The sequence below is a fragment of the Streptomyces sp. NPDC060366 genome (assembly GCF_042725135.1).
In the GTDB taxonomy this organism is placed as follows: domain Bacteria; phylum Actinomycetota; class Actinomycetes; order Streptomycetales; family Streptomycetaceae; genus Streptomyces.
The window spans coordinates 137,465-162,015 of sequence record NZ_JBHXDC010000014.1 but is presented as its reverse complement, the minus strand read 5'-3'; the positions used below and the strand labels follow the sequence as shown (position 1 = coordinate 162,015).

The window sequence follows — 24,551 nt, the reverse complement described above, 5'->3', positions numbered from 1 at the left end:
GCGGGACTTCCTTCCTCCGCCCGGACGGTCGGGAGCTACGGTCCGGACAGCCTCCGACCAGCGTAGGCGCGCGGGCCCGGGGCGGCGACGCGAGAGCCGCCCCGGCCGGTGGCGCGCGGCCGGACCGGGCCGCCTACTCGAACCGCGCGGGGTCGCCCGCCCCACGGCGCACGATCTCCGGCTCGCCGCCGGAGAAGTCGATGACCGTGGTCGGCTCGGTGCCGCAGTCGCCCGAGTCGACCACGACGTCCAGCACGTGGTCGAGGCGCTCCTTGATCTCCCAGCCCTGGGTCATCGGCTCGGCCTCGTCGGGCAGCAGCAGCGTGCTGGAGAGCAGCGGCTCCCCGAGCTCCGCGAGCAGGGCCTGGGCGACGACATGGTCGGGGATCCGGACCCCGACGGTCTTCTTCTTCGGGTGCAGCAGCTGACGCGGCACCTCCTTGGTCGCCGGCAGGATGAAGGTGTAACTGCCGGGCGTCGCCGCCTTGATCGCGCGGAACACGTCGTTGTCGATCTGCACCAGCTGACCGAGCTGCGAGAAGTTCTGGCAGACGAGCGTGAAGTGGTGACGGTCGTCGAGGTCCCTGATGGACCGGATCCGGCTGATGCCGTCCCGACTGCCGAGCTGGCAGCCCAACGCGTAACAGGAGTCCGTGGGGTACGCGATGAGCGCGCCGGACCGGATGCTCTCGGCCACACTCGCGATGGTGCGCCGCTGAGGGTTGTCGGGGTGTACGTCGAAATACTTGGCCATTGGCCGAGCTTAGGCCCTGTTCGGCGGCCGAGCGCCCCTGACGATCGCCCTGTCCGGCGTGGTCCGCGTGGTGGGTGCCGGGCGGCGGAGTGGCCGGTTGCCGCCGGCCGTCGAACGGTGGCGTTCGCGGGCCCGTCGGAGGCAGAATCCCGGCGTGAAGATCACCGCATCGGAGCTGAACCGCTCCACACTCGCCCGACAGCTTCTGCTGCGCCGGGAGCCGCTGGGTGTCGCCGACGCCGTCCGCCGTGTCGTCGCCCTCCAGGCCCAGCAGGCGGCCTCGCCGTACGTCGCGCTGTGGAACAGGACCGCCGACTTCGATCCGGCCGCCCTCGACGCCGCCTTCACCGGCTACGAGGTGGTGAAGGCGACGCTGATGCGGATCACGCTGCACGCCGTCCACGCCGACGACCACCGGACGTTCCGGGAGGCCGTGGAGCCGACACTGCGGGGCGGCAGGCTCGACAGCCGCTTCACGGCGACGGGACTCACCCTCGACGACGCCGATGTGCTCGTACCCGCTCTGCTGGGCCATGCCGACCGGCCGAGGACCGCCGCCGAGCTGGAGACGTGGCTGGGGGAGCGGCTGGGCGCCCCGCCCGGCCCCGGGGCGTGGCGCGGACTGCGGGGATACGCGCCGCTGCTGCACGTACCCACCGGGACACCGTGGTCGTTCGGCTCCCGGCCGTCGTACGTCGCGGCCGGCGCGTGGTCGGGGCTCCGGGACAAGGAGACGTCGGCGGCGGCGCTGTCGAGGCTGATAGTGCGCTATCTGGAGGGGTTCGGCCCTGCGTCGGTGGCGGACATGTCGCAGTTCGCGCTGGTTCAGCGGGCACGCGTCAGGGAGGCGCTGAGGACGCTCTCCGGCGGGCTCGACGTGCTGACGGGGCCGGACGGCGTGGAGCTGTACGACGTCCCGGGCGCGCCCCGTCCCGCGGGCGACACGCCGGCGCCGCCCCGGCTGATGGCGATGTGGGACAGCACGCTGCTGGCGTACTCCGACCGGAGCCGGGTCATTCCGCCCGACTACCGCCGCCTTGTCATCCGGATCAACGGCGACGTGCTGCCGACGCTCCTGGTCGACGGGTACGTCGCGGGGCTCTGGCGCCCGGTCGCCGGGGGGATCGAGGCGCGGGCCTTCCACCCGCTGCCGGAGGAGACCTGGGCGGGACTCGCGGGGGAGGCGCTGTCGCTGACGGCGTTCCTCGCGGGCCGGGAACCGGGGGTCTACAGCCGGTACGCGCACTGGTGGGACAAGCTGCCGCCGAGCGCCGAGGTGCGGTTGCTCCCCGGGAAATGAGCCGTCCCCGCTTTTCCCAAGAATTGGTATGGACCTATCCGGGGAGGGGTCCCTGCCCGTAGCCTCTGCGCGGCGGCGTCCGCGTAACTGCACCCTCCTGGAAGGCAGTTGTGGATGAGCGCTGTCCCATGAACGCCTGTCCCCACACACCGTTCAGGAGTGAACCAACAGTGTTGAGAAGAGGCACCACGGCCGTCATGGCCGCCCTGCTGCTGGTCTGCGGCCTGCTCGTCGCCGCACTGCCCGCGGCGGCCCAGTCCTCGCGGAGCGCGAGCGACCGGGGCGCGGCGGGCGAAGCGGGAGGCGCGCACCACAAGCCGCGTTTCGTCGTCGCCGAGTCCCAGTTCGAGCGGATGTTCCCGGACCGGGACCCGTTCTTCACGTACGACGGGCTCGTCGAGGCCACCGAGGCCTACCCGGCCTTCGCGCGCACCGGCAGCCGGACGACCCGCAAGCAGGAGGCGGCGGCCTTCCTCGCCAACGTCAGCCACGAGACCGGCGGGCTGTTCTACGTGGTGTCGCAGAACCCCGACATGTACCCGATCTTCTGCGACGACACCCAGCCCTACGGCTGCCCGGCCGGCCGGGACGCGTACTACGGGCGCGGCGCGATCATGCTCAGCTGGAACTTCAACTACAAGGCGGCCGGTGACGCGCTGGGCATCGACCTGCTCAACAATCCGTGGCTGGTCGAGACCGATCCGGCCGTCGCGTGGATGACGGCCCTCTGGTACTGGAACACCCAGTCCGGGCCGGGCACGATGACCGGGCACGACGCGATGGTGAACAAGAAGGGCTTCGGGCAGACGATCTGGAGCCTGAACGGATCCGCCGAGTGCGACGGCGGCAACCCCGCGCAGATGGAACACCGGGTCGAGCTGTACAAGCAGTTCACCCGCGTCCTGCGCACCGCGCCGGGCCGCGATCTGACCTGCTAGATCGACTGCTGTCCTTGCGCCCGGCCCGGTGGTCCGACGGGCCGGGCACAGGTATCCGTGTGACGATACGCACGTTGCCCGCTGGGACCCGCATTGCCTAATGTCCGGTTTGTGCTTAGTTTCCGTAAGCCCCAGCAATTGGCCGTGGCCGCGATCGTCCTCGCCGTGACGGTGCAGGCCCCCGTACTCGCCGCCGCCGGTACCGCCGGCGGGGCGCCCCACGCCGCCGCCACGTCGGCCGGTGTCGACAGGGCGATGAACAAGGCCCTGGACGCGCTGCCAGCCAGCGACGGCCGCTACACGGTCGCCGTGCGGGATCTCGACGGACGGTACGCGGCCGCCTACGGCGAGGGTGCCGGGGCCTTCGACACGGCCAGTGTCGTCAAGGTCGACATACTCGCCGCCCTCCTGCTCGACGCCCAGGACCGCGGGACGTCCCTCACGGCGCCGCAGAAGAAGCTGGCCGCCGAGATGATCCGCAAGAGCGACAACGACGCGACGAACGCGCTGTGGAAGGCCATCGGCAGGACCGACGGCCTGAACGCCGCCAACGAACGACTCGGTCTGAAGGCCACCCACACCGACAAGGACGGTCACTGGGGCCTGACCCGCACCACCGCGGCCGACCAGATGGTGCTCCTGGAGGCCGTTCTCGGCGACGCCCACTCGCCGCTCACCGCACCCTCCCGCGACTACCTGCGCTCCCTCATGAGCACGGTCGAGGCGAACCAGCGGTGGGGGATATCCGCCGCCGACGACGGCAAGCGGCCCGGGGCCACGCCGGCGCTGAAGAACGGCTGGCTGCCGCGCAGCGAGACGGAGCTGTGGGACGTCAACAGCATCGGACGCGTCGAGCACGGCGGCCGCACCCTGCTCGTCGCGGTGCTGTCCGACGGGCAGCCGTCCTACAAGAGCGGCGTGGCGCTGGTGGAGCGGGCCGCGACCACGGCGGTGAAGGCGTTCGTCGACGCGGAGAAGCGCTAGGGCCTGATCCGAACGACAGGCCCTGTCTCTGTGGGGCCCGGTCACGTCCATGTCCGATTGCCGCCAGCGCCGCCCCGGCGGACTGATCATGCTCGAGGCATGACGAACCCCAAGACCGTCCTCACCGGTATGTACGCGGCCGAGGCGCAGTACCTGGCGGCCGGCGGGCCCGGCGAGGCCTCGTTCGACGTGCTCGCGCCCTTCTTCTCGACCGATGTCGTACTGCACCAGGCCGACGGCCTGCCCTACGGCGGAATCTGGCGCGGCCACGAGGGCATGGAAAGGTTCTTCCTCGCGATGGGCGGTGTGTGGGAGTCCTTCGAGATGGTGGAGCAGGAATTCCTCGCCACCGGGGAGACCTCGGTGGTCCTCACCCGGGTCCACGCCCGCGCGCGGGCGACCGGCCGTGAGCTGGACTTCCCGATCCTTCAGACGATCAAGGTCGCCGACGGCCGCATCGCCGAGGTCCGGCCGTTCTACTGGGACACGGACGCGGTGGCCGCGGTGTGCGCGGTCCCGGCACCCGTACGGTAATCCGGCGCCACACGGGCGCTCATGCCGCGGAGCCGCCGCCGTCCGCGAGCTCGGTCAGCAGGGCGTCGAGGAAACCGCGGACCTCCCGCTCGCCGTGCGGCTGCCAGTCGCCATCGGTGATCAGCTCCGGCGACCTCAGGGCGTCCGCGAGCATCCGGGTCCGGTCGGCCGGCGGATCGTCGCCCAGCAGACCGTCGGCGATCAGAGCGCCGACGCGGGCGGCCTCGACGCCGTCAAGTTGGGCGCTGAACTGCACGCAGTAGAGCAGCTTGTTGGTGAAGCCACGCCATTCGTCCATCGACGGCAGCGTACGCGCACTCTGCCGGAAGTCCGCCGGTCAGCGGCGGGCGAGCTGACGTTCTCCGCTGGGGCCCGGCTGGTAGGCCAGGTCGTAGTGGGAGAAGACTTCCTTCTCGTCCTCGGCGGGCAGCACGTCGTCCGTACCCATCGACGGCGCGTCCTTCACGACGGACTTCGGGTAGTTGACCCTGACGTAGCCCGGTCCCACGACGGCTCCCGACAGCGGGACGAAGACCAGTCTGCGCCGGGTCGGGATGCCGGTCAGCACGGTCGCCACCGCCGGCTCGTCGGTACGCGTGTCGACGTACACCGCCTCCAGCGAACCGATCTTGCGCCCACCGGAGTCGACCACTTCGTGGGTGCGCCATTCACGGATGTCCGCAGCATCGATCATGTCGGCTCTCCTCCTCCGGCCATGGTCACGCAACCGTCGCCGGCGCGCCACTCGGGGAGCGCGGCACGGGGCGCGCCCGAGCGGGCCTCACGACTCCATGTCGTCGGACTCCTCGCCGTACGCGAGTTCGCTCGCCAGCAGCGCCGCGCCCACGACCCCCGCGCGGGGTCCGAGTTCGGACATGACGATCGGCAGATTGCCGGTGGCCAGGGGAAGCGAGCGCTTGTACACGACGCTGCGGATCTCGGCGAGCAGGGGATAGCCCAGCCCGGTCAGCCCGCCGCCGATCACGATCATCGACGGGTTCATGAAACTGACCAGTGTGGCGAGGACCTGGCCGACCCGGTGGCCGCCCGCCCGGACGAGGTTGACGCTCGTGTTGTCGCCGCCGTCCGCGCACTGCGCCACGTCCAGCGCGGTCAGCACCCCTCGCTCGGCGAGCCGTTCGGCGAGGGCGGGCGACTGGCCGGACTTCGCGGCCTCGGTGGCGTCCCTGGCCAGCGCCACCCCGCCGAAGTACGCCTCCAGACAGCCGGTGTTCCCGCAGGAGCAGACAGGACCCGCTGCCTCGGCCTCCACCTGGACGTGCCCGATGTCGCCGGCGCACCCCTCCGCGCCCCGGTAGATACGGCCGTGGTGCTGCATGCCGGAGCCGATACCGCTGCCTATCTTCACGAAGAGCAGATGGTCGACGGTCCGCGCGACACCGCTGTGCTGCTCGCCCAGGGACATCACGTTGACGTCGTTGTCGACCACGACCGGGCAGCCGTGCGCGCGGGCGAGGGTGTCGCGTACCGGGAAGCGGTTCCAGCCCACCATGATCGGCGGCGAGACCGGTACGCCCTCCCGGAAGCTGACCGGCCCCGGCAGGCCGATACCGATGGCGTCGAGCCGGGTGTAGTGTCCCTGTTCGGCCATCGCGCGCAGGAGTTCGCTGACGCGGCCGAGCACGGCGACCGGCCCCGAGCGGATGTCGGCGGGCTCGGAGCAGGAGGCAACGGGCGTCAGCGCGCCGTCGGTGATCTCGATGTCGACGGAGCTGGCGCCCAGATCGACGGCCGCGAACCGCAGACCGGGATCGAGCTGTACGAGGGTCGAGCGCCGCCCGCCGCGTGAGGCGGCGGGGCCCGCCTCGCTGACCCGCCCGGCGGCGACCATGCGGTCGAGCTCGCCGAGCAGCCGCGGGCGCGGAACCTCCAGCCGGTCCGCGAGTTGCGCGCGGGACAGCGGGCCGTTGTCACGCAGCAGACTCAACACGCGGTACTGGATGTTCACGGACGTAACTCCTCTGGACGCCTGCGGACAGCTTTCGGAAGATGTCGTGGGGGCGGTACGCGGGCGGTGCGGGGGCCGGGCACCGTAAGGCCCGGCAAGGCCCGTGCTCTTGAGGGCCCGGGGTCACGGGGTCGCGGTGGCGCGCGGGCGACGTCCGGCAACTTTTTCACAGATCGCCGAAAGTTGCCGCCTTGTTGACGGAACCCGCATTGACGGGCTTTCTGCGAACAGGTCTCCGCGAGCGGGTCCCCGTGAAGGAGTCCGGGCACAGGACCGCCCCGCCTGTGAGAGCGGGGCGTGGAGGCGGGGCAGCCCTGTCGGTCCCGTCGTCAGCCGGTGGCGCCTCCCTTCAGCGCCCGCGCGTCCCGTGCCAGGGCCGCGCCCGCCGCGCTGTCCGGTACGAGGGCGGTGTCGCCCGCGTATCCGGCGAACGACTCCAGTACGGCCGCGGCCTGACTGGTGCGTCCCGCGTCGGAGTGCGCCTCGGCCTGGCCGAGCCGTACGGTCAGCCGCTGCTGTCCCTGCGCCGTGATCAGGCCGTCGGCCCGCAGCTGGGTGATCAGCGCGCGGATGTCCGCGTAGGAGGTACGGGTGGTGAAGGCCACCGTCTTCGTGGTGGTGTTGCCGGCCTTGTCCCGGGCCCTGACCGTGAGGTCGTGGTTGCCCAGCGGCAGCCGCCACAGCTCCAGCGCCTGCCCGGAGGTGACGGCCTTGCCGTCCACCGTGGCCGTGACGGTCGCCCCGCCGGAGACCGCGTCCGTCGCCGAGAAGACCGGCGCCGGGCGCTTGGAGTCGCCGTAGACGCCGTCGGCGTCGATACCGGTGGCCGTCACCGTGGGACCGGTGCGGTCGATGCGTACGGTGAGCGAGCCCACCTCGGACACATTGCCGCCGTTGTCGGTCGCCCGGTAACGGACCGTCGTGGCGCCCTCGCGGGACAGCGTGACGGCCGCGTTGGCCGACTGCCAGGTGGCCCCGTCGTCGATCGAGTACTGACGGCTGGCGACCGTCCCGTTGTCGGTCGCCGCGACCGCGAGCGACACGTTGCTGGTGTACCAGCCGTCGTCACCGTTGGGCCTCGGCGGGTTGAGCGTGGCGGTGACCTTGGGCGCGGTCTTGTCCGCGACACCCGCTCCCTGGAAGGTCAGCGAGTCCAGCTCGACACCGCCGGAGGTGGTGACGAAGACCTCGCCGGTCCCCGAAGGGGCGTTCCCCAGCGCGGTGGTGACGGTCTGCCAGCCCTCACCGGCCGGGACCGGTACCGTCGCGAACGGCTCCGCGTCGGCCGACCCCCAGCGCAGCGCCAGCGTGCCGGCGCCGCTCGCGCGGGTCTTGACCCCGTTGATCCCGGCGAACGACACCGGGTCGTACGCGATCCAGTCGCCCGCGTCGAACGAGGTCAGCTTGCGCTGCCCGGACGCCGTGGTGTCGTCCGTGACCGTGACACCCTCCGCCGAGTCGTAGTGCTCGGCCTGCATCAGCGCCGGGTTGAGCACCACCTGGGCGTCACCGGTGGCCGGCGGAACGCCGCCCGCGCCCTTGTCGGTGTAGGTGATCCCGAGGACGCCGAAGACGTTCTCGGTGTCACCGTGTCCCGCGTCGGCCGGAGTCAGGACGCCGCCCGTGCAGCCGGTGCCGCTGTTGACCGGGTGGCCGTGCTGGTTGTGCCCGAGACCGAAGGTCCACGCCGCCTTGGCGCAGTCCGGCGTGGTGCCGTCCTCCGGGTCCTCGACGGCTATGCCGTACGGCACGGCGTCGCCCCAGTTGAAGAACCCGCCGTCGGGCGGCGAGGTGATCTTCACCGTCGGCGCCGTGTTGCCCACGGTGATTTGACGACTCGTCAGTCCGGACTTGCCCTGCGGGTCGGTGACCTTGAGCCGGGCCTGGAACTGCCCGTTGTCCGGGTACGTACGGTTGACCGTGGGCCCGGTGGCGTCGAACGTGCCGTCGCCGTCGAGGTCCCACTGGTAGGTGAGGTCGCCGTTCTCCGGGTCGCTGGAGCCGGTCGCGCTGAACGAGACCTGCAACGGGGCCTGACCGGACGTCTTGTCGGCCTTGATCACGGCGGTGGGCGCCTTGTTGCCCTCGGCGTAGTCGATCCGGTAGAGACCCGCGTCGGGGTTCTGCCGGAAGAAGCCGTCTCCGTAGTCGAGGACGTAGAGCGCGCCGTCCGGACCGAACTCCAGGTCCATCGGGTTGTCCCACTGCGGAATGCCGTTCTGCGAACGCTCACTGTTCGGCAGCACGTTCTCCAGCTTGCTCACCGGGCCGTCCGGCCCGTCGAGCGTGAACGCCGCGACGTAGTCCTGCGAGAACTCCGCGAAGAACGCCTTGCCGTCCCAGTACTCCGGGAACTTGCCCGGCGAGGGGTTGTCCGCGTCGTAGTGGTAGACCGGACCGCCCATCGGGGCCTGGCCACCCGGACCGCCAGGACCGCGGAAGGCGGTCAGCTCGGGCCACGGCTGGTCGCTGTCCCTGTCGCCGTACCAGAGCGTGGCCGGCGCGGACGGGGGCAGCTCGGTCAGACCGGTGTTCCAGCGGGAGTCGTTGACCGGCTTCGCGCAGTCGAAGGCGGGGCCGGGCGTGAGGGTGGCGAAGTCGAAGTCCCGGTAGGGTTTGGTGTTGTCACCCGTGCAGTACGGCCAGCCGCCGTTGAGCGGCTTGGTCGTGGTCTGCCACTCGACGTAACCCATCGGCCCGCGGTTCGGGTCGGCGGTACCGGCGTCGGGGCCGTAGTCGCCCCACATCACGGCGTCGGTCTTCTGGTCCACCGCGAGGCGGAACGGGTTGCGCAGACCCATCACGAAGATCTCTGGGCGCGTCTTGGCCGTGCCCGGCTCGAAGAGGTTGCCCTCCGGGATCTCGTAACTGCCGTCCTCCTGGACGTCGATCCGCAGGATCTTGCCCCGCAGGTCGTTCGTGCTGCCCGCGCCGCGGCGCTCGTCCAGACCCGGGTTGAAGCCGGCCGCGTCGTTGATCGGCGTGTAACCGTTGACGTTCGGGCCCGACGCCGGGGTGTTGCCGCCCGTCGCGAGGTAGAGATTGCCCTTGCTGTCGAAGTCCACGTCACCGGCGACATGGCAGCACTGGCCGCGGTTGGCGTCGACCCGGATGATCTCCTGGGCGGTGGAGAGGTCGAGCTTGTCGCCGGTCCACTTGAAGCGGGTCAGGGTGTCGTACCCCTCCCACTGCTTCCAGTACGCGTCGGTCTGCCCGGCGGGCAGCGTCTGCGGTGCGGAGCCCGCCGGGGTGTTCAGCGGCGGCGAGTAGTACAGATAGACCCACTTGTTGGTGGCGAAGTCCGGGTCGAGCGTGACCGTCTGCAACCCCATCTCGGAGTTCTGGTACACGTCGACGTGGTTGACGACCTTCGTGACACCCGTGCCGGGGTCGGTGAGCCGTACGTCGCCGTTGCGGGCGGTGTGCAGGACACGGCTGTCGGGCAGCACGGCGAGGTCGATCGGCTCGCCGGTGTCCTTGGTGAGGGTGACCTTCTCGTAGTTCGACCAGTCCAGGGCGTGTTCGTGGCCCGGGTGCGCCTGGGCGGCGGGCGCGACGGCCACACCACCCAGCGCGGGAAGTGCCACGAGCAGGACCCCTGTGATCATGCGTCTCAGGGTGCGGTGCACGGTGATGCGTCTCCTCGATCGCTGACGGTAAGGAGCGGAGTGACGGTCGGGGGCCCCCCCCGCGCGGGGGGGCCCCCCCCGACCGGGGGGGGCCCCCCGAGGCGTTCACAGGCTCCGGCTCACGGGCTTCAGGAGTCCGGGGGCGGGGCCTCGGGGAGGCGCAGCGCGCCGTCCACGCAGCCGGCCATCCAGGCGGCGTTAGTCTCCACGCCGTCGGTCTCCGCGTGCTCCCCGCACTCGGACTCGGCGGCCCCGCCGTCGGACGCGTCGGCGCCGCCCAGATGACCGGCCGGGCCCTCACCCGGCCGTGATGCGGCCCGTCACCTCGCCGAGGCCCACGCGCGTGCCGTCCGGGCCCGGGGCCCAGGCGGTCATCGTGATCTCGTCGCCGTCCTCCAGGAACGTCCGCTTGCCGTCGGGGAGTTCGAGGGGCTCGGTGCCGTTCCAGGTGAGTTCGAGGAAAGAGCCGCGCTCCTCGCGTCGGGCGCCGCTGACCGTGCCCGAGGCGAAGAGGTCGCCCGTACGGAGCGAGGCGCCGTTGACCGTCATATGGGCCAGCTGCTGCGCCGCCGTCCAGTACATGGTGGAGAACGGCGGCTCCGAGATCACGTGGCCGTTGAGGGATACGGAGATCCGCAGGTCGAAGCCGCCCGGCTCCTCCTCGTCCGCGTCGTCCAGATAGGGGAGCAGGCCGTCGGTACGGGCCGGGGGCGTCACGCGAGCCGCGTCCAGGGCCTCCAGAGGCGTCACCCAGGCCGACACGGACGTGGCGAAGGACTTGCCGAGGAAGGGGCCCAGCGGCACGTACTCCCAGGCCTGGATGTCCCGCGCCGACCAGTCGTTGAGCAGGGAGAGGCCGAAGACATGGTCGCGGAAGGAGGCCAGCTCCACCGGGCTGCCCTGCCGCGAGGGCGTGCCGACGACGAAGCCGACCTCCGCCTCGATGTCGAGCTTCACCGAGGGGCCGAAGACCGGAACGGGGTCCGCGGGGCCCTTGCGCTGCCCGGACGGGCGCGTCACGTCCGTCCCCGAGACGACGACCGTGCCCGCGCGGCCGTGGTAGCCGATCGGCAGATGCTTCCAGTTGGGGGTCAGCGCGTCGCCGTCGGGCCGGAAGATCCGGCCCACGTTGGTGGCGTGGTGCTCGCTCGCGTAGAAGTCGACGTAGTCGGCGACCTCGTACGGCAGATGCATCGTGACCGAACCGAGCGGGTGCAGCAGCGGTTCTATGTCCGGACGGTGGGCCGGGACCGTGACCCAGGCGGTGAGCGCCCGGCGCACATCGCGCCAGGCCGTGCGTCCGGCGGCCATCAGCGGGTTGAGGCCGGGCCGGTCCAGCAGCGCGGCGTACGGGGAGCCCAGCGCGTGCGCGGCGGCTCCCGCGTCGAGCACATGGCCGCCGACGCGGACCCCGAGACGGCGCCGTTCGGGCTGGTCGGCCGTGGTGAAGACGCCGTACGGGAGGTTGTGCGGGCCGAAGGGATCGCCCTCGGCCGGTTCGAGCGGGCTCTGCTCGGGCATCGGTGCTGCCTCGCTTTCCGGATCGATGCTGGACACGTTACGTCGGTGTTGCCCGGCGACGGCAGTGATAAAAAGCGCGCAATGACCGAAAGGGCCTGAGTGTGGTGGGGTGTTGGGGGCCCGTACCGCCGGTAGCCCGAACGGGCAGGGGGAGCGGACAAAGAGGGTCAGTCCCTGTCGTATTTACTGATCAAGAACATACGGGCGGAGCCGGGAAGGCGCCCACGGTGATCGAAACCCGACCGGATACGCTGACTTGAATGACAGCAGCGACACATCGACAATCCATGTGATCGTCAGCAGACAGGAGTACCCCTCGTGACCGTCGTCGGGCCGTTCGGGTTGAGCGTGCGGGACCCGGCTCTTGAAGCCGATGTCCTGAACGGATTGTCGGCCGTGGAGGCGGGTCTCCTCGAAGCCACCAAGAGCGAGGTCCCCTTCATCACGGAAGCCGCGCAGCATCTGGTGCGCGCCGGCGGCAAGCGGTTCCGGCCGCTGGTCGTGATGCTGGCGGCCCAGTTCGGCGACCCGTACGCCCCCGGGATCGTGCCGGCGGCCGTCGTCGTCGAGCTGACCCACCTGGCGACGCTCTACCACGACGACGTGATGGACGAGGCGGACGTACGCCGGGGTGTGGACAGCGCCAACAGCCGCTGGGGCAACTCCGTCGCGGTCCTCACCGGCGACTTCCTCTTCGCGCGCGCCTCGCATATCCTGGCGGACCTCGGGCCGGAGGCCGTACGGATCCAGGCCGAGGCGTTCGAGCGGCTGGTGACGGGTCAGATCCTGGAGACGGCCGGACCGCGCGACGGGCGCGACCCCGTCAGCCACTACCTCGACGTGCTCGCCGGCAAGACCGGCGCCCTGTTCGCCGTGTCGGGCCGCTTCGGCGCGCTGACGTCCGGCGCCGACGAGACGGTCACCGACATCCTCACCCAGTACGGGGAGCGGCTCGGCGTCGCCTTCCAGCTCGCCGACGACGTCCTGGACATCGCCAGCGACTCCCACGAGTCCGGCAAGACCCCCGGCACCGACCTGCGCGAGGGCATCCCCACGCTGCCGGTGCTGCTGCTGCGCGAGCAGGCGCTGGCGCACGGCCGTCCGGAGGACGTGGCGCTGGTCGAGCTGCTGGACGGCGACCTGACGGACGACGCCCGGCACGCGGAGGCGCTGGTCGGGCTGCGCGCCCACCCGGCGCTGGAGCAGGCACGGCGGGACACCGTCCGGTACGCGGAGGAGGCGCGTTCGGCGCTCGCCCCGCTGCCCGAGTGCTACGCGAAGTCCGCACTGCTGGAGCTCTGCGACGCGGTGGTCCACCGGGCGGGCTGAGTACGCCTCTTGACGCCCCGTCCGGCGCCTCGTCCGACGTCCCGTCACCCGACCGGGCCCCACCCCTGGCTTGTTCTTCCCCCGTCCCCTACTGGATGGGGGAGAAGGCCCATCTCCTTGTCATCCCGAAGCAGTACGCGAGGTTGCGCCCGCGGGTTGACGCTTCCTATTAGCTGATTTGGTCTTATGGAGAGCACCACCCCGGACCAATTCGAGTGAGAATGGCGGCAAGGGGTGGACGAGTGAAGAGGACGGAAGCCGCCGACCACGGAGGTAGGGCACACATGGCACCGAACGACAGCGCACAGATCACCGGCGAGAACGGCGAGACCGGGGAGCTTCCGGCGGGCCGTCGCAGAGCGGCGCGCTATGTGGTCCCGGTCGCGGTGGCCGGAGTGGCCGCGGCGACCATCGGCCTCGTCCCCGCGCTCGCCGCGGCGGGCGATCCGGAGCTGCCGAAGATCAGCGCGCAGGAACTGATCGAGAAGATCGCGGCGTCCGAGACCGAGCAGTTGTCCGGCACCGTCAAGGTCAAGACCGACCTCGGCATCCCGGCCATCGGCGGCCTCGGCGGCGCCGCCGGAGCGTTCGCGCCGAAGGGCGGCACCGAGGGCGGCGAGAAGGGCGGTTCGGCCGCCGAGCCGACCGGCCGGCTGATGGAGCTGGCCTCCGGCGAGCACACCCTGCGGATCGCCGCCGACGGACCCGGCAAGCAGCGGGTGTCGATCCTCGACAGTGCCGCCGAGTACAGCCTGATCCACAACAGCGGCGAGGTGTGGGCGTACGACAGCGCCTCCAACGAGGCCTACCACGCCAAGGCGCCCGCCGGTGCGAAGGGTTCGGCGAAGGGCGAGGACGGCAAGGACCAGGCCGTTCCGAAGGACCTGCCCGCCACGCCCCAGGACTTCGCGCGGGAGGCGCTGAAGGCCGCGGGTGACACCACCTCGGTCACCGTGGACGGCACGGCGCGGATCGCGGGCCGTGACGCCTACCAGCTGGTGATCAAGCCCAAGCAGGACGGCTCGACGGTCGGCTCCGTCAAGGTGGCGGTCGACTCCAAGACCGGTACGCCGCTGAAGTTCACCCTCCTGCCGAGCAGCGGTGGCAAGGCGGCGATCGACGTCGGCTTCACCAAGGTCGACTTCTCGAAGCCGGCCGCGTCCACCTTCGACTTCTCGCCCCCCAAGGGCGCGAAGGTGACGGAGGCGGACGAGTCGAAGGCCACCGGCAGGGACGAGGCCCACAAGGTTCCCAAGGGCGCCGAGGACCTCGGGACCGAGCCGAACGTCATCGGTGAGGGCTGGACCTCGGTGGTCCGGCTCGACACGGGCGGCAAGAGCCCGGCCGGTGCCGTGTCCAAGGACATGCCGGCCCAGGCGCAGCAGTTCATGGACGCCCTGGGCGACAAGGTCGAGGGGAAGTTCGGTACGGGCATGGTCTTCAAGACGCGCCTGGTGAACGCCCTGATGACGGACGACGGCAAGGTCTACGTCGGCGCGGTCGACAAGGACACGCTGGTGAAGGTCGCCAACGAGGCGAAGTAGCGCCAAGTGGCGCGAGGTGTCGCGGTACCGCGGTACCGCACACGAGTGGCCCGCCCCGTCGTACGCTCCGTACGGCGGGGCGGACCGCTGTCCGCCGTCGGCACCGGGGGCACGGGGCCGGGAGAAGGGATGGGCGTGGGATGACCGTCGTCATAGAGACACGCGGGCTCAGCAAGCGCTACCGGGGCGGGCAGCTCGCGGTCGACCGACTCGACCTCGCCGTGCCCGCCGGCAGCGTCTTCGGATTCCTCGGACCCAACGGCTCCGGCAAGACCACCACCATCCGCATGCTGATGGGCCTGATCGAACCGACAGCGGGCACCGCGTCGGTCCTCGGCCGCGCCATGCCGCGCGCCGCCGGGGCCGTACTGCCCCAGGTGGGCGCGCTGATCGAAGGGCCCGCGCTGTACGGGTACTTGAACGGCCGCGACAATCTCCTGCGGTACGACTCCGCCGACCCCACCGCCGACCCGCGCACCCGCCGGGCCCGGGTGGCCGGGGCCCTGGAGCGGGTCGGGCTGACGGCGGCGGGCGGCAAGAAGGCCAAGGCGTACTCGCTCGGCATGAAACAGCGTCTCGCGCTCGCCGCCGCGCTGCTCCAGCCCCGCAGACTCCTGGTGCTCGACGAGCCGACGAACGGGCTCGACCCGCAGGGCATGCGCGAGATCAGGGCGCTCGTGCGGGAGCTGGCGGGGGACGGGACGACGGTCTTCCTCTCCTCGCACCTGCTGGACGAGATCGAGCAGGTGTGTACGCACGCGGCCGTGATGGCGCGCGGGCGGCTGCTGACCCAGGGAACGGTCGCCGAGCTGGCGGCGGGCACCCGCGGCCGGCTGGCGGTCACGACGCCCGATCCGGGGGACGCGGCGCGGGTGCTGAAGGAGCTGGGGGTCACCGATGTGACCGTGGCCGGGGACAGGGTGACCGGGGAGCTGCCGGTGTCCGGCGAGGGGGAGCCGGCCGAACCGGCGGAGCTGAACGCGGGGCTGGTACGGGCGGGAGTGCGCGTACGGGCCTTCGGGGTCGAGCGGGCATCGCTGGAGGACGCGTTCGTGGCGCTGACCGGGGAGGGATTCGATGTCGCGGGTTGATGACGTGGGTACGGACGCCGGTACGGCCACAGGCACAGGCACAGGCACAGGCACAGGTACCGGCACGGACGCGGGCCCGCGCACCGTCGCCGCTCGCGCCGTATCGCCGCTCTGGACGTTCGGACTCCTCCGCTCCGAGCTGACCACCACCTTCCGCCGCTGGCGCACCCTCGCGCTGCTGGGCGTGCTGGCCGCCGTACCGGTCCTGATCGGCATCGCCATCAAGATCGAGACGGGCGACGGCGGTTCGGTCGGCGGCGGTGGGGGACAGGGAGGCCCGGCCTTCCTCACCCAGATCACCAACAACGGGCTGTTCCTCGTCTTCGCCGCGCTCGCCGCGACGCTGCCGGTCTTCCTCCCGATGGCGGTCGGCGTCGTCGCGGGTGACTCGGTCGCGGGCGAGGCGAACGCCGGCACCCTGCGCTATCTGCTGGTCGCACCGGCGGGCCGGACCCGGCTGCTGCTGGCCAAGTACGCGGCGACGCTGGTGTTCTGCCTGGCCGCGACCGTGGCGGTGGCGGTCTCCGCCCTGATCGTGGGCGCGCTGCTCTTCCCGCTCGGCGAGGTCACCACGATCTCGGGCACGCGCATCTCCTTCGGCGAAGGGCTGGTCAGGGCGCTGCTGATAGCGCTGGTGGTCGCCGCCTCACTGATCGGGCTCGCGGCGCTCGGCCTGTTCGTCTCCACCCTCACCAACAGCGGGATCGCGGCCATGGCGACGACGGTCGGGCTGGTCGTCACCGTGCAGATCCTGAACACGATCCCGCAGTTGCACGGCATTCACCCGTATCTCTTCCCGCACTACTGGCTGTCCTTCGCCGATCTGCTCCGCGAGCCGTTCTACTGGGACGACGTGCTGCGGAATCTCGGTCTGCAGGGCGTGTACGCGGCCGTGTTCGGCTCGGCGGCCTGGGCGCGTTTCACGGCGAAGGACATCAGTGCGTGAGGTCGGCCGGCGGGGGAGCGGCCGTCAGGTCCCCAGCTCCCAGATCGCGTAGGCGACGGCGTCGCTGTTGCGGTCCAGCGCCGTGTCGTTGATGTTCGCCGTCGTGTCGCAGGACGAGTGGTAGCAGCGGTCGAAGGCCTGGCCCGCCGTGCCGCCCCACTTCTGGGCCTGGGCGCTCGTCTTCGTACGTCCGGCGCCGGTGAACAGCCCGCCGACCGGTACGCCGATGCTCATGAAGGAGGCGTGGTCCGAACGGCCGTCGCCCTCGGTCTCGATCTCCGTCGGGACGCCGAGCCCGGCGAAGTACGTCTTGAAGGTCTGCTCGATGGCCGGGTCGTCGTCGTAGACGAAGTAGCCGGCGTTCGGCGAACCGATCATGTCGAAGTTGAGGTAGCCGTCGAGCTTCGCGCGCTCGGCGGACGGCAGGTTGTTCGCGTAGTAGCGGGAGCCGACCAGCCCCAGCTCCTCCGCGCCCCACCAGCCGAACCTCAGATGCTTCGTCGGCTGGAGCCCGGCTCTGGACACCGCGAGCGCGGTCTCCAGTACGGCGGCGGAGCCGGACCCGTTGTCGTTGATCCCGGCGCCCGATGTCACCGAGTCGAGGTGGGCACCGGCCATCACGACCTGGTTGGGGTCGCCGCCGGGCCAGTCGGCTATCAGGTTGTAGCCGACGCGCCCGCCGGAGGTGAACTGCTGTACGGAGGTGGTGAACCCGGCCGCGTCCAGCTTCCCCTTCACGTAGTTGACGGACGCCAGATAGCCGGGGCGGCCATGGGCGCGGTTGCCGCCGTTGGCGGCGGCTATCGAGGAGAACTGGGTGAGATGCGCCTTGACGTTGGCGAGGGATATGTCGGGGGCCGCGAGGACGGCGGCGGGCGCCGTGGCCGTTGTCTTCGTGGCGGCCGGTGACGCCGTCGCGGCGGGAGCGACGGACGCGAGCAGCCCGCCGATCGCGAGCGCGCTGACGAGGACGGAACGTGCGGGAACGGAGAGCGAGCAGAGCTTCATGTGTGGGGGCTCCGAATTCCGTACGGGGACTGACGGAAGGTGGTGCGCACGATGCGTGCTGATGGTCAACGCGCGCTCGACCCAGCGTCAAGAGCGGGAATCGGACACGGGTGTTCGCACTCCGGATACATGTACCGCTGTAGGGCACCCCTGGCTACTGCACGCAGAACTCGTTGCCCTCCGGGTCCGTCATCGTCACCCATACGCCGCCGGGCTCGTTCGCCTCGTACAGAGCCGTCGCGCCCAGCCCCTCCAGCCTCGCCACCTCCTCCGCCCGCCGGCCGTCCGCGGCGTGTACGTCGAGGTGGACGCGGTTCTTGCCGGCCTTCGTCTCCGGTACGCGCTGGAAGAGGATGCGCCTGCCCCTGCCCTCGCCCGTGTCCGGGTCGAAGGGGTCGTCCGGATGACGGACGGCGGTCAGATCGAGCCAGGCCCGGCGGCCGTGCGAATCGACCGTCTGCTCGATCGGTACGGCTCCGATGCCCAGCAGCCGCTCGATCAGAGGGCTGTTGTCCTCGACCTCGTAACCCAGGGCCTCGGCCCAGAAGTCGGCCTGGCTGTGCGGGTCGGTCGTGTCGAAGACGAGCTTCCAGTGGAGGGTGCGCGAGGTCATGGAGCCAGTCGTAACGCTCACTTCGCCTCGCGCGCCGTGAACACGCCGGAGTTCGGAGACTCGCGCCGTGAACACGCCGGAGCCGGAGCGGGCGACCGTCAGAGCGCCGCCGCCTCTGCCTCTGCCGCCGCCTCCGCCGCGCGCCTGTCGTAGTCCTCGCGTGCCGCCGCGATCTGGTTCTGGTGCTCCTCGGTCCAGATCACCAGCGCGTTGATCGTCGTGTGCAGCGTCCGGCCCATCGGGGTCAGCCGGTACTCCACGCGCGGCGGCACGACCGGATGCACCGTGCGCTTCACGAGGCCGTCGCGTTCGAGCTGTCGCAGGGTCACCGTCAGCATGCGCTGGCTGATGCCGTCGATCTCCCGGCGCAGTTCGGTGAAGCGCATCGTGCTCACATCGAGCAGGGCGATGACCAGCAGCGACCACTTGTCGCCGATCCGGTCGAGGATCTGCCGTACCTCGCAGTCCTCGCGGGTGTCCCACTGGAAGGGGTCCGCGTCTCCGTAGTCGCAGCGCGAGGTGGCGGTGACGGCGGCGGCGCTCACGGCGACGGCTCCGAGAGCGGTGGCCGCGGTGACGGTACCCGTGGGGTGCCTCGGTGACTTCGAAGTGCCTTCTTCCATGGCACCTGATCGTGCCGCAGGATCAGGTTGGTTACAAGAGGGAACCGACCCTCGAACGAGTAACCGATCCCTTCTTCCGTCGTGCCGTTCGAGGAGACACTCATGCCACCCGCCCTCCCAGCCATGTCCGCACGGGCCTGGGCACTGCTGCTGGTCCTCAGCGGGACGATCTTCCTCGAAGGGATCGACATCGCGATGCTCGCCGTCGCCATCCCCTCGATCCGGGCCGACCTCGGCCTGTCGACCGGCACCGCGGCCTGGGTGATCAGCTCGTACATCCTGGGCTACGCCGGATTCACCTTGCTCGGCGGGCGCGCCGCCGATCTGCTTGGACGGCGCCGGATGTTCCTCGTCTGGCTCACGGTCTTCCTGCTCTTCTCCGGCCTCGGCGGCTTCGCGACCGAGGGCTGGATGCTGCTCGTCGCCCGGTTCGTCACCGGCGTATCGGCGGCCTTCATGACCCCGGCGGCGATGTCGATCATCACCACCTCCTACGAGGAGGGCCCGCAGCGCAACCGCGCCCTGCTCGTCTTCGCCGGTACGGCGGCCGGCGGCTTCTCGCTCGGCATGGTCATCGGCGGTCTGCTGACGCAGATCGGCTGGCGCTGGGTGTTCTTCGCCCCCGTACTGCTCGCGGGTGCCATTCTGATCGCCGCGCTCAAGCTGCTGCCGCGTACCGAGGCCGCCGCGGCACCCGAGAAGACGCCGAGCGGCTTCGACCTGCCGGGGGCCGCCGCGGCGGCGGGCGCGATGCTGTTGCTGGCCGTCGGGGTCGTACGGCTGGAGCACGGTGGTGCCGGCTGGCCGCTGACGGTGGGGGCGTTCGCCGTCGGACTGCTGCTGGTGTACGTCTTCGTCACCGTCGAACGCCGCTCGCCCGTCCCGCTGGTGCGCCTCGCGATCTTCCGGAAGGCGTCGATGGTCCGCGCGGATCTGGGCGCGATGCTGTTCCTCGGGTCCTTCTTCGGCTTCCAGTTCATGGCGACGCTCTACCTCCAGGAGTTGCGCGGCTGGTCGTCGCTGGAGACCTCGCTCGCGCTGGCCCTGATGGGCCTCGACGCGATCCTCGCCCCGACCCTCACGCCCGTCCTGGTCAACCGGTTCGGCAACACACGGGTGGCGCTGGGCGGTTTCGCGGCGGCGACCGTGGCGTACGCGCTGTTCCTGCCGGTCGGCGCGGACTGGTCGTTCGCTCTGATGGCCCCCACACTGATCCTGACGGGCGTCGCGTTCGCGTTGGCGTACGGGCCGCTGTCGATCGCGGCGACGGACGGTGTCGCGCCGGAGGAGCAAGGTCTGGCGAGCGGGCTGCTGTACACGTCGACGCAGTTCGGTTCGGCGATCGGTATCTCGGCGGTGACGGCCGTGTACGGACTGGCCTCGACGACAGGCGCGGATGGGGAGTTGGGCGCCTTCCGGGCGGCGCTGGTGGTGCCGGTGGTGATGGTGGTGCTGGGACTGCTGGTCGTGGCGACGGGGCTACGGCCCCGGAGGCTCCCGAAGCCGCACGGTCCTCACTCCCCGGACGACGTCCCCGTCCCGGCCCGCCCCACGGCCTTCACCACGTCCGGCGACTGAGCGCGGATCACGGCCTCGGCTTCGGCCTTCGCCTTCGACCTCGCGTCCGCCCGCCGCAGCGCCTCCGCCGTCGCCCTCGTACGCCGGGCCGTCCGCAGCGCGTCCCACGTCAGGATCGTCAGCGCCGCCCACACCAGCGCGAAGCCGGCCCACCGCTCGGCCGGCATCGCCTCGTGGAAGTAGAGGACGCCCAGCAGGAACTGGAAGACGGGCGCCAGATACTGCAACAGCCCCAGCGTCGACAGCGGCACGCGTATCGCCGCCGCCCCGAAGCACACCAGCGGCACGGCGGTCACCACACCGGTGGCCGCCAGCAGCGCGGCGTGCCCCGCCCCCTCCGGTCCGAACGTGGCGTCCCCGGAGGCCCCGAGCCAGACCAGATAGCCGAGCGCGGGCACGAACAGGATCACGGTCTCGGCGGCCAGCGACTCCAGACCGCCGATGTTGACCTTCTTCTTCACCAGGCCGTACGTCGCGAACGAGAACGCCAGCGTGAGCGAGATCCAGGGCGGCTGCCCGTACCCGATCGCCAGCACCAGTACGGCGGTGAGGCCGACGCCGACCGCCGCCCACTGCGCGGGCCGCAGCCGCTCCTTGAGGAGCAGGACACCCATGGCGATGGTGACGAGGGGGTTGATGAAGTAGCCGAGGGACGCCTCCACGACATGGCCGGTGTTGACCGACCAGATGTACAGGCCCCAGTTGACGCTGATCACGGTGGCGGCGACCACGAGCAGGCCGAGCTTGCGCGGTTCGCCCAGCAACTCCCGTATCCACGCCCAGCGGCGCACCACGAGCAGCGCGATCACCACGACGGCCAGCGACCACACCATCCGGTGGGCCAGGATCTCGACCGCGCCGGAGGGCTTCAGCAGCGGCCAGAAGAGGGGGACCAGACCCCACATGCCGTAGGCACCGATCCCGTACAGCAATCCCGCGCGCTGCTCGCCTTCCGACTTCACTGGCCCTCCCGAACCGCACACATCAGTTCGACGAAGGTAGCGCCGGGCGGGCCGGGCTGTCATGTCCGTATCGCCATACGGTCATGACACCGGTTCACACGCGAAACGACGAGGCCCGGATCTCGTGGAGGACGAGATCCGGGCCCCGGGACGTACGGACGTGTGGGCGGGTCAGCCGACGACCGTCCACGTGTCGTTGCCGGCGAGCAGTTGCGACAGGTCGCCCTTGCCGTACCGCTCGACGGCCGTGTCGAGCTGCTCGTTCATCAGCGTGTCGTAGACCGGCCGCTGGACGCTGCGCAGGACACCGATCGGCGTCTGGTGCAGGGTGTCCGGGTCGGCGAGCCGCGAGAGCGCGAACGCCGTCGTGGGGCTGGCGGCGTGCGCGTCGTGCACCAGGATCTGGTGCTCGTTGTCCGCCGTCACCTGTACGACGACGAGATCGCCGGTCGCCGGGTCCCGTACGACGCCCTTGGAGTTGTCGATTCCGAACCGGATCGGCTCACCGTGCTCCAGGCGGATGACCGCCTCCTGAGCCCGCTCCTTGTCCTTCAGCGCCTCGAAGGCACCGTCGTTGAAGATGTTGCAGTTCTGGTAGATCTCGACGAGCGCCGTGCCCGGGTGGTCGGCCGCCTGGCGCAGCACGCTCGTGAGGTGCTTGCGGTCGGAGTCGACGGTCCGGGCCACGAAGGACGCCTCCGCGCCGATCGCGAGCGACACCGGGTTGAAGGGCGCGTCCAGCGAGCCCATCGGCGTCGACTTGGTGATCTTGCCGACCTCGGAGGTGGGCGAGTACTGGCCCTTCGTCAGCCCGTAGATCCGGTTGTTGAACAGCAGGATCTTGAGGTTGACGTTGCGCCGCAGCGCGTGGATGAGGTGGTTGCCGCCGATGGACAGCGCGTCGCCGTCACCGGTGACGACCCAGACGGAGAGATCGCGGCGCGAGGAGGCGAGCCCGGTGGCGATGGCCGGCGCGCGTCCGTGGATGGAGTGCATGCCGTAGGTGTTCATGTAGTACGGGAAGCGGCTGGAGCAGCCGATCCCGGACACGAACACGATGTTCTCCTTGGCCAGCCCGAGGTCCGGCATGAAGCCCTGGACGGCGGCCAGCACGGCGTAGTCACCGCAGCCGGGGCACCAGCGGACTTCCTGGTCGGACTTGAAGTCCTTCATGGACTGCTTGGCCTCGGCCTTGGGGACGAGGGAAAGCAGCTCGTTGACCTCAGGCATCGATGGCCTCCTTGAGAGCCGTGGCGAGCTGTTCGGCCTTGAACGGCATGCCGTTGACCTGGTTGTAGGAGTGCGCGTCGATGAGGTACTTCGCCCGCAGCAGTGTGGCGAGCTGACCCAGGTTCATCTCCGGCACCACGACCTTGTCGTAACGCTTCAGCACCTCGCCCAGATTCCTCGGGAAGGGGTTGATGTTGCCCAGATGCGCCTGCGCGATCGGGTGACCGTTGGTGCGCAGCCGGCGGACGGCCGCGGTGATCGGGCCGTACGTGGAGCCCCAGCCCAGCACCAGCGTGCGCGCGCCGTCCGGGTCGTCCACGACGAGGTCCGGCACCTCGATACCGTCGATCTTGGCCTGGCGGGTGCGGACCATGAAGTCGTGGTTGGCCGGGTCGTAGGAGATGTTGCCCGTGCCGTCCTGCTTCTCGATGCCGCCGATGCGGTGTTCGAGACCGGGCGTGCCGGGCACGGCCCACGGGCGGGCCAGGGTGTGCGGGTCACGCTTGTACGGCCAGAAGACGTCCGTGCCGTCGGCCAGCTGATGGTTGGGCCCCGACGCGAACTGCACGCCCAGGTCCGGCAGTTCGTCCGGCTCGGGGATCCGCCACGGCTCGGAGCCGTTGGCGAGGTAGCCGTCGGAGAGCAGGAAGACCGGTGTGCGGTAGGTGATCGCGATCCGGGCGGCCTCGATGGCCGCGTCGAAGCAGTCCGCCGGGGTGCGCGGGGCGACGATCGGCACCGGCGCCTCGCCGTTGCGCCCGTACATCGCCTGGAGCAGGTCGGCCTGTTCGGTCTTGGTCGGCAGACCGGTCGAGGGCCCGCCGCGCTGGATCGCCACCACCAGCAGGGGCAGCTCCAGCGACACCGCCAGACCGATCGTCTCCGACTTCAGGGCCACACCGGGCCCGGAGGTCGTCGTCACGGCGAGGGAGCCGCCGAAGGACGCGCCGAGCGCCGCGCCGATGGCGGCGATCTCGTCCTCCGCCTGGAAGGTGCGGACACCGAAGTTCTTGTGGCGGGACAGCTCGTGGAGGATGTCGGACGCCGGGGTGATCGGGTACGAACCGAGGTACAGCGGCAGATCCGCCTGGTGGGCGGCGGCGATCAGCCCGTACGACAGCGCCAGGTTCCCGGAGATGTTGCGGTACGTGCCGGTCGGGAACGCCTTGGTGGCGGGGGCGACCTCGTAGCTGACCGCGAAGTCCTCGGTCGTCTCGCCGAAGTTCCAGCCCGCGCGGAACGCGGCCACGTTGGCCTCGGCGATGTTCGGCTTCTTCGCGAACTTCGTCCGCAGGAAGCTCTCCGTGCCCTCGGTGGGCCGGTGGTACATCCACGACAGCAGACCCAGCGCGAACATGTTCTTCGAACGCTCGGCCTCCTTGCGGGAGAGCCCGAACTCCTTCAGCGCCTCGATCGTCAGCGTCGTCAGCGGGACGGGGTGGAGCTGGTACGCCTCCAGTGACCCGTCCTCCAGCGGCGAGGTCAGGTAGCCGACCTTCGCCATGGGGCGCTTGGTGAATTCGTCCGTGTTGACGATGATGTCGGCGCCGCGCGGCACGTCGCCGATGTTCGCCTTGAGCGCGGCCGGGTTCATCGCGACCAGCACGTTCGGCGCGTCACCGGGGGTGAGGATGTCGTGGTCGGCGAAGTGCAGCTGGAACGAGGACACGCCCGGCAGGGTGCCTGCGGGTGCGCGGATCTCGGCGGGGAAGTTCGGCAGAGTCGACAGGTCGTTTCCGAACGACGCGGTCTCCGAGGTGAACCTGTCACCCGTCAGCTGCATACCGTCACCGGAGTCACCCGCGAAACGGATGATCACCCGGTCCAGACGGCGGACTTCCTTCTCGGCGGGCACACCGGGCGCGCCCGGCACGTCTGACGCGTCGGACACGATGCGCTGTTCGCCGACGACGGATTCGCTCGCGTCGTCAGCCTCGTCGGCACGCTCGGCTGGGCTACTGACCTGGCTGGTCACTGAACTGGACCTCCTTCGAGGCG

20 protein-coding genes and 1 pseudogene are annotated in these 24,551 nt (G+C 70.6%); 9 read left to right on the top strand and 12 right to left on the bottom strand.

The window, feature by feature from the left end:
* Positions 1–133: 133 nt before the first annotated feature.
* Positions 134–754, bottom strand: coding sequence for an L-threonylcarbamoyladenylate synthase (locus ACFWHU_RS29025; protein ID WP_385802249.1), 621 nt, complete (start codon positions 752–754; stop codon positions 134–136).
* Between the two features lie 154 nt (positions 755–908).
* On the opposite strand from ACFWHU_RS29025, the gene ACFWHU_RS29020 reads away from it, so the two are divergent.
* From ACFWHU_RS29020 to ACFWHU_RS29005, 4 genes are all read left to right on the top strand, one after another.
* A complete protein-coding gene (locus ACFWHU_RS29020) occupies positions 909–2,054 on the top strand; it encodes a winged helix DNA-binding domain-containing protein (protein WP_385802251.1) in 1,146 nt (381 codons plus the stop codon).
* Between the two features lie 197 nt (positions 2,055–2,251).
* The gene (locus ACFWHU_RS29015) at positions 2,252–2,992 is read left to right on the top strand and encodes a chitinase (protein WP_385802283.1); all 741 of its coding nucleotides are present in this window, start codon (positions 2,252–2,254) and stop codon (positions 2,990–2,992) included.
* Positions 2,993–3,136: 144 nt separating this feature from the next.
* Positions 3,137–3,976, top strand: coding sequence for a serine hydrolase (locus ACFWHU_RS29010; protein WP_387228384.1), 840 nt, complete (start codon positions 3,137–3,139; stop codon positions 3,974–3,976).
* A gap of 99 nt (positions 3,977–4,075) precedes the next feature.
* Complete coding sequence (locus tag ACFWHU_RS29005) at positions 4,076–4,510, top strand: nuclear transport factor 2 family protein (protein WP_385802255.1); 435 nt, start codon at positions 4,076–4,078, stop codon at positions 4,508–4,510.
* Positions 4,511–4,529: 19 nt separating this feature from the next.
* On the opposite strand, the gene ACFWHU_RS29000 is transcribed toward ACFWHU_RS29005, so the two are convergent.
* From ACFWHU_RS29000 to fahA, 5 genes are all read right to left on the bottom strand, one after another.
* Positions 4,530–4,808 carry a hypothetical protein gene (locus tag ACFWHU_RS29000; protein WP_387228382.1) on the bottom strand — a complete coding sequence of 93 codons (279 nt, stop codon included), beginning with the start codon at positions 4,806–4,808 and terminating at the stop codon, positions 4,530–4,532.
* 39 nt (positions 4,809–4,847) lie between these two features.
* Positions 4,848–5,204 carry a PRC-barrel domain-containing protein gene (locus ACFWHU_RS28995; RefSeq protein ID WP_385802258.1) on the bottom strand — a complete coding sequence of 119 codons (357 nt, stop codon included), beginning with the start codon at positions 5,202–5,204 and terminating at the stop codon, positions 4,848–4,850.
* Positions 5,205–5,291: 87 nt separating this feature from the next.
* Complete coding sequence (locus ACFWHU_RS28990; protein WP_385802260.1) at positions 5,292–6,479, bottom strand: ROK family protein; 1,188 nt, start codon at positions 6,477–6,479, stop codon at positions 5,292–5,294.
* Positions 6,480–6,808: 329 nt separating this feature from the next.
* On the bottom strand, positions 6,809–10,087 hold the full coding sequence (locus ACFWHU_RS28985) for a PQQ-dependent sugar dehydrogenase (RefSeq protein WP_385802262.1): 3,279 nt from the start codon (positions 10,085–10,087) through the stop codon (positions 6,809–6,811).
* 318 nt (positions 10,088–10,405) lie between these two features.
* A complete protein-coding gene (fahA, locus tag ACFWHU_RS28980) occupies positions 10,406–11,629 on the bottom strand; it encodes a fumarylacetoacetase (protein WP_387228379.1) in 1,224 nt (407 codons plus the stop codon).
* Between the two features lie 318 nt (positions 11,630–11,947).
* On the opposite strand from fahA, the gene ACFWHU_RS28975 reads away from it, so the two are divergent.
* The 4 genes from ACFWHU_RS28975 (at position 11,948) to ACFWHU_RS28960 (ending at position 16,539) form a co-directional block, all read left to right on the top strand.
* Positions 11,948–12,958 (top strand): polyprenyl synthetase family protein, encoded by a 1,011-nt coding sequence (locus ACFWHU_RS28975; protein ID WP_359815083.1) that lies wholly within the window; start codon positions 11,948–11,950, stop codon positions 12,956–12,958.
* Positions 12,959–13,242: 284 nt separating this feature from the next.
* A complete protein-coding gene (locus ACFWHU_RS28970) occupies positions 13,243–14,502 on the top strand; it encodes an outer membrane lipoprotein carrier protein LolA (RefSeq protein WP_385791713.1) in 1,260 nt (419 codons plus the stop codon).
* Positions 14,503–14,642: 140 nt separating this feature from the next.
* A complete protein-coding gene (locus ACFWHU_RS28965) occupies positions 14,643–15,593 on the top strand; it encodes an ATP-binding cassette domain-containing protein (RefSeq protein ID WP_385791711.1) in 951 nt (316 codons plus the stop codon).
* On the top strand, positions 15,580–16,539 hold the full coding sequence (locus tag ACFWHU_RS28960) for an ABC transporter permease (RefSeq protein ID WP_387228376.1): 960 nt from the start codon (positions 15,580–15,582) through the stop codon (positions 16,537–16,539). The genes ACFWHU_RS28965 and ACFWHU_RS28960 overlap by 14 nt, the downstream gene beginning before the upstream one ends.
* A 33-nt stretch (positions 16,540–16,572) precedes the next feature.
* On the opposite strand, the pseudogene ACFWHU_RS28955 reads toward ACFWHU_RS28960, so the two are convergent.
* The 3 genes and pseudogenes from ACFWHU_RS28955 to ACFWHU_RS28945 form a co-directional block, all read right to left on the bottom strand.
* Positions 16,573–17,547 (bottom strand): annotated as a pseudogene (locus tag ACFWHU_RS28955) (M28 family metallopeptidase); the annotation flags it as partial.
* Between the two features lie 154 nt (positions 17,548–17,701).
* Positions 17,702–18,160 carry a VOC family protein gene (locus ACFWHU_RS28950; RefSeq protein WP_385791707.1) on the bottom strand — a complete coding sequence of 153 codons (459 nt, stop codon included), beginning with the start codon at positions 18,158–18,160 and terminating at the stop codon, positions 17,702–17,704.
* A gap of 98 nt (positions 18,161–18,258) precedes the next feature.
* On the bottom strand, positions 18,259–18,783 hold the full coding sequence (locus ACFWHU_RS28945) for a winged helix-turn-helix transcriptional regulator (protein ID WP_387228374.1): 525 nt from the start codon (positions 18,781–18,783) through the stop codon (positions 18,259–18,261).
* A gap of 123 nt (positions 18,784–18,906) precedes the next feature.
* Here ACFWHU_RS28945 and ACFWHU_RS28940 point away from each other — a divergent pair, with 123 nt between their 5' ends.
* Positions 18,907–20,361: an MFS transporter gene (locus ACFWHU_RS28940; RefSeq protein ID WP_387228407.1), complete on the top strand. Its 1,455-nt coding sequence runs from the start codon at positions 18,907–18,909 to the stop codon at positions 20,359–20,361.
* Here ACFWHU_RS28940 and rarD read toward each other — a convergent pair.
* The 3 genes from rarD to ACFWHU_RS28925 all read right to left on the bottom strand — a co-directional run bounded on the left by rarD (position 20,298) and on the right by ACFWHU_RS28925 (position 24,528).
* Positions 20,298–21,323: an EamA family transporter RarD gene (gene rarD / locus ACFWHU_RS28935; protein WP_387228372.1), complete on the bottom strand. Its 1,026-nt coding sequence runs from the start codon at positions 21,321–21,323 to the stop codon at positions 20,298–20,300. The two genes, ACFWHU_RS28940 and rarD, sit on opposite strands and share 64 nt — an antisense overlap.
* A gap of 171 nt (positions 21,324–21,494) precedes the next feature.
* Positions 21,495–22,553 carry a 2-oxoacid:ferredoxin oxidoreductase subunit beta gene (locus ACFWHU_RS28930; protein WP_385791701.1) on the bottom strand — a complete coding sequence of 353 codons (1,059 nt, stop codon included), beginning with the start codon at positions 22,551–22,553 and terminating at the stop codon, positions 21,495–21,497.
* Positions 22,546–24,528, bottom strand: coding sequence for a 2-oxoacid:acceptor oxidoreductase subunit alpha (locus tag ACFWHU_RS28925; protein WP_385791699.1), 1,983 nt, complete (start codon positions 24,526–24,528; stop codon positions 22,546–22,548). Before ACFWHU_RS28925 ends, ACFWHU_RS28930 begins: the two co-directional genes overlap by 8 nt.
* Between the last annotated feature and the right edge of the window lie 23 nt (positions 24,529–24,551).

Bases quoted from the DNA above. Each gene is read 5' to 3' on its own strand.
- ACFWHU_RS29025 (WP_385802249.1), bottom strand. From the start codon at position 754: ATGGCCAAGTATTTCGACGTACACCCCGACAACCCTCAGCGGCGCACC.
- ACFWHU_RS29015 (WP_385802283.1), top strand. From the start codon at position 2,252: ATGGCCGCCCTGCTGCTGGTCTGCGGCCTGCTCGTCGCCGCACTGCCC.
- ACFWHU_RS29005 (WP_385802255.1), top strand. From the start codon at position 4,076: ATGACGAACCCCAAGACCGTCCTCACCGGTATGTACGCGGCCGAGGCG.
- ACFWHU_RS29000 (WP_387228382.1), bottom strand. From the start codon at position 4,808: ATGGACGAATGGCGTGGCTTCACCAACAAGCTGCTCTACTGCGTGCAG.
- ACFWHU_RS28995 (WP_385802258.1), bottom strand. From the start codon at position 5,204: ATGATCGATGCTGCGGACATCCGTGAATGGCGCACCCACGAAGTGGTC.
- ACFWHU_RS28985 (WP_385802262.1), bottom strand. From the start codon at position 10,087: ATGATCACAGGGGTCCTGCTCGTGGCACTTCCCGCGCTGGGTGGTGTG.
- fahA (WP_387228379.1), bottom strand. From the start codon at position 11,629: ATGCCCGAGCAGAGCCCGCTCGAACCGGCCGAGGGCGATCCCTTCGGC.
- ACFWHU_RS28970 (WP_385791713.1), top strand. From the start codon at position 13,243: ATGGCACCGAACGACAGCGCACAGATCACCGGCGAGAACGGCGAGACC.
- ACFWHU_RS28965 (WP_385791711.1), top strand. From the start codon at position 14,643: ATGACCGTCGTCATAGAGACACGCGGGCTCAGCAAGCGCTACCGGGGC.
- ACFWHU_RS28960 (WP_387228376.1), top strand. From the start codon at position 15,580: ATGTCGCGGGTTGATGACGTGGGTACGGACGCCGGTACGGCCACAGGC.
- ACFWHU_RS28950 (WP_385791707.1), bottom strand. From the start codon at position 18,160: ATGACCTCGCGCACCCTCCACTGGAAGCTCGTCTTCGACACGACCGAC.
- ACFWHU_RS28945 (WP_387228374.1), bottom strand. From the start codon at position 18,783: ATGGAAGAAGGCACTTCGAAGTCACCGAGGCACCCCACGGGTACCGTC.
- ACFWHU_RS28940 (WP_387228407.1), top strand. From the start codon at position 18,907: ATGTCCGCACGGGCCTGGGCACTGCTGCTGGTCCTCAGCGGGACGATC.
- ACFWHU_RS28930 (WP_385791701.1), bottom strand. From the start codon at position 22,553: ATGCCTGAGGTCAACGAGCTGCTTTCCCTCGTCCCCAAGGCCGAGGCC.